Source organism: Nitrospirillum amazonense (assembly GCF_007828035.1).
Classification (GTDB): domain Bacteria; phylum Pseudomonadota; class Alphaproteobacteria; order Azospirillales; family Azospirillaceae; genus Nitrospirillum; species Nitrospirillum amazonense.
Window position 1 is genome coordinate 1 of sequence record NZ_VITV01000028.1, and the last position, 3,012, is coordinate 3,012.

Annotated in this window: 1 protein-coding gene; it reads right to left on the reverse strand. The window is 68.8% G+C overall.

Features of this window, described 5'->3' with window-relative positions; genetic code table 11:
* The coding region (locus FBZ87_RS29430; RefSeq protein WP_186455050.1) for a beta strand repeat-containing protein at positions 1-3,012 on the reverse strand (3,012 nt) is incomplete at both ends.

Genomic DNA, 3,012 nt, shown 5'->3' on the forward strand with positions numbered 1-3,012 from the left:
AGGCTGCCCAACGTGCCCGTCGCCGCCACGTAGACCGCGTTGCTGGCGCTGATCGTGCCGCTGTTGTTCAGGCTGCCCAGCACCGTGCCGACATAATCGTTCAGGCCGGCCAGGTACAGGCTGTTGCCGCCAACCGAACCCGTGACCTCCATGCCCGTCACGTCGGAGCTGTAGCTGAGACCGGTGTACCCAGAACCAACACCGCCGGTCACCAGGGCGACGGTGCCGCCCACGCCCGCCAGCATGTTCAGCGTGGCGGGCACGCCGGTAACGGCAATGGTGCCGCCCGTCAGCACCGCCGCTCCCGTGACCGACAGGCGGTTGCCATAGGCCATCATCAGCGCGCCCGCCGATTGGCCGTAGTTGCCGGTGACGTTGAGAAGGGTGTTGAGCACCACGGACGCGCCGCTGTTGACCAGGGTACCGGCGCCGACGTTGACGTCGTCGTTCAGCAGCAGGCTACCGGAGGCCAGCACCACGTTGGACAGGGTGTTGGTGATGAGCCCCTTGCCCGACTGGCCGGTGAAGGTGCCGACGGTGCCGCCCGCGCCGCCGGTGATGGTCAGCGCGTTGGCGCTGGCGTTGACGATGTTGCCCTGGATCACCCCGCTGTTGGCCAGGGCGCCCAGGCTGCCCGTGCTGGCGATGTACAGGGCCGTGGCGCCGCTGAGCGTGCCGGTGTTGTTGATGCTGCCCAGCACCGTGCCGACATAGTCGGTCGTCACCGCCATCAGCAGGTCCAGGTTGCCCGCCACCGTGGCGATGGACGACGTCGCCCCCAGGCCCGTCAGGCCGGCCGTGGCAATGGTAACGCCGGTGTAGCTGGACCCCGCCCCGCCCTGCACCAGGGTATAGGCGTTGCCCGCCAGGTAGTTGCTGGTGCCGGACAGGCTGACCTGCACCGCGCCGCCGGTGATGCTGGCGGTGCCGCTGACCGTCAGCTGGGCCGTACCGGGGTTGACCATCAGCGTGCCGGCATTCTGGCTGTAGTTGCCGGTGATGCTGATGTTGCCCGCCAGCGCCAGGCTGGCGCCGGTGTTGCGGACCGTGTTGGCGCCAACGTTGATCTGGTCGTTCAGCGACAGCGCGCCGGAGCTGAACACCACGTTGGCCGAGGTGTTGGTAATGGTGCCGACGGTGCCGCCGGCCCCCGTGAACGTGCCAACCAGGCCGCCCGTGCCGCCAGCGATACTCAGGTCGTTGCCGCTGTAGTTCTGGATGTTGCCCCGGATCAGCCCGCTGTTGACCAGCGTGCCGATACGGCCGGCCCCTGTCAGCAGCAGGGCGTTACCCTGGCCGCTGATGGTGCCGCTGTTGACCAGGCTGCCGATGGTGCCGTTGTTCAGGTAGATCGCCGAATAGCTGGCGATCAGCCCGCTGTTGGTCAGCGTATTGATCAGCCCGGCGTTGGCGATGCCGCTGGCCGCGTTCGTGTTCGTGGTCCGGATGGTGCCGCTGTTGTTCAGCGACACGATGGTGCCGTTGCTGAGGTTGTATAGGCCCGGCTGCGGCCCCATGATCAGGCCGGCGTTGACCAGGCTGAGGATGGTGCCGCCGCTGTTGAGCAAGCCGCCGCCCAAGGTGCCGCCCGCCTGAATGGTGCCGCCGGCCTGGTTGATGACGGTGCCGATGGTGCCCTGATTATAGAGGGCGTAGCCGCTGACGCTTCCCTGCGCGCTGATCAGCCCGCTGTTGGTCAGGCTGCCCAGGGTGCCCACCACCCGGCCGCCGGCCGCCGTGGACCCGCCGTTGCCCGCCAGGGTTCCGCTGTTGACCAGCGTCCCCAGGCTGCCGGTGCCGTAGGCCACGAACAGGGCCGTCGGCGCGGTGTTGATGGTGCCGGTGTTGGCAAGGGTGGGCAGGATGGTGCCAATGTAGTCGTTGACCGACACGGCCAGCAGGTTGTTGCCCGCGGTGGTGCCGTTCAGCACCAGCGGGAACAGACCCGACTGGACGCTGACGCCGGTGTAGCTGGACCCGGCGCCGCCCGCCACCAGCGTGCCGCCCGCCTGGCCCGCCAGATAGTTGACGTTGGACTGCAGCGTGGTGGCGACCGTGCCCCCCGTCAGGACGGCAGCGCCCGTGACCGACAGGCGGTTGCCGTAGCCCAGGTCCAGCCGGCCCGCCGACTGGCCATAGTTGCCGGTGACGTTGAGAAGGGTGTTGAGCGCCACGGACGCGCCGCTGTTGACCAGGGTACCGGCGCCGACGTTGACGTCGTCGTTCAGCAACAAGCTGCCGGAGGCCAGCACGACGTTGGACAGGGTGTTGGTGATGAGCCCCTTGCCCGACTGGCCGGTGAAGGTGCCCACGGTGCCGCCCGCGCCGCCGGCGATGGTCAGGTCGCGGCTGGACAGGTTGTTGACGGCACCGGCGATGGTGCCGGTGTTGCTGAGCATGCCCAGGCTGCCTGTGCCGGCGATGACCACCGCCGTGCCCGCGCTCAGGCTGCCCGTGTTGGTCAACGTCGCCAGCGTGCCGCCGACATAGTCGTTGTTGTAGGCCAGCAGCAGGTTGACCAGCGTGCCCACCGTGCCCAGCCCCGCCGTGGCGCTGAGGCCGGCGGCGCCGGCCGCCACCACGGTCACGCCGGCGAAGCTTGAAATCGACAGAGCCGAACCCAGCGTGGCGGAGCTACCCGCCAGGTAGTTGCCGGTGCCGGCCAAGCTGGCCAGCACCGTGCCGCCGGTCATGGACGCGCGGCCGGTGATGCTCAGCTGGCTGGTGCCGGGGGTGATCACCAGGGTGCCAGACGCCTGGGTGTAGTTGCCGGTGATGGTGGCGACAGTGCCCAGGGTGATGGCGCCCCCGGCGTTGGTCACCGTGTTGGTGCCCACGTTGATGTTGTCATTCAGCCGCAGGTTGCCCGACAGCACCACGTTGGTGCCCGTGCTGGTGATCGTGCCCCGGTTGGTCAGCGTGCCGCCGGTCAGCGTGCCCACCACCGTGCCCGTGCCGCCGCCGATGCTGAGGGCGACGGTGCCGGTATTGACGATGTTGCCCTGGATCACG